This is a genomic window from Streptobacillus felis, from assembly GCF_001559775.1.
In the GTDB taxonomy this organism is placed as follows: Bacteria; Fusobacteriota; Fusobacteriia; order Fusobacteriales; family Leptotrichiaceae; genus Streptobacillus; species Streptobacillus felis.
In genome coordinates, this window is the sequence record NZ_LOHX01000303.1 from 1 (window position 1) to 598 (window position 598).

The 598-nt window shown below is 20.7% G+C and carries 1 pseudogene; it reads right to left on the reverse strand.

Annotated features, from left to right (window positions below):
* Window positions 1-187 precede the first annotated feature (187 nt).
* A pseudogene (locus tag AYC60_RS09135) lies at window positions 188-598 on the reverse strand (IS30 family transposase); the annotation flags it as partial.

Genomic DNA, 598 nt, shown 5'->3' on the forward strand with positions numbered 1-598 from the left:
TTTTTCAAGTTATCACCTCTTTTAAACTCTACTTTTAATTATATCATAAAATTATAATAAAAAAAAGTAAACTTAAAATTTCATGTAATGGGAAATTTTAAATGCACAAATTTTTTTTATTTTTTGATAATTGTGTAGAGCAAATGCACAATATTTTGTTTTGTAAAAACTTAAATTTATGTTAAAATTATTTTGATGATTTGTTATTTTTATTATACGTACTTACAACAATATCATCTGCGTTTATTTCCTCTATATTTAATGCTTTTAATATTCTATTTGGATAAGATGATAAAAACATTTCTATAGGGGTTTTATTATTATATTTATTTTTATACATACTATTTATATTAGAAACTATAAAGTCAATATCATCTTGTTCATAATCATTTATATTTCTTCCTTTTGGTATATATCTCCTAAGTATAGTGTGTATATTTTCTATGTTTGGTTTTTGTTGTGGACTTGCTGTATCACAGTAAAATATTTTGCATCTTTGTGAATATGAATTAAATATACTTTTTGTTATTTCTTTAAATTTTAAAAACTCATTACCTTGATCTGCCAACATTATACCAAATAACTTTCTAAACATTTT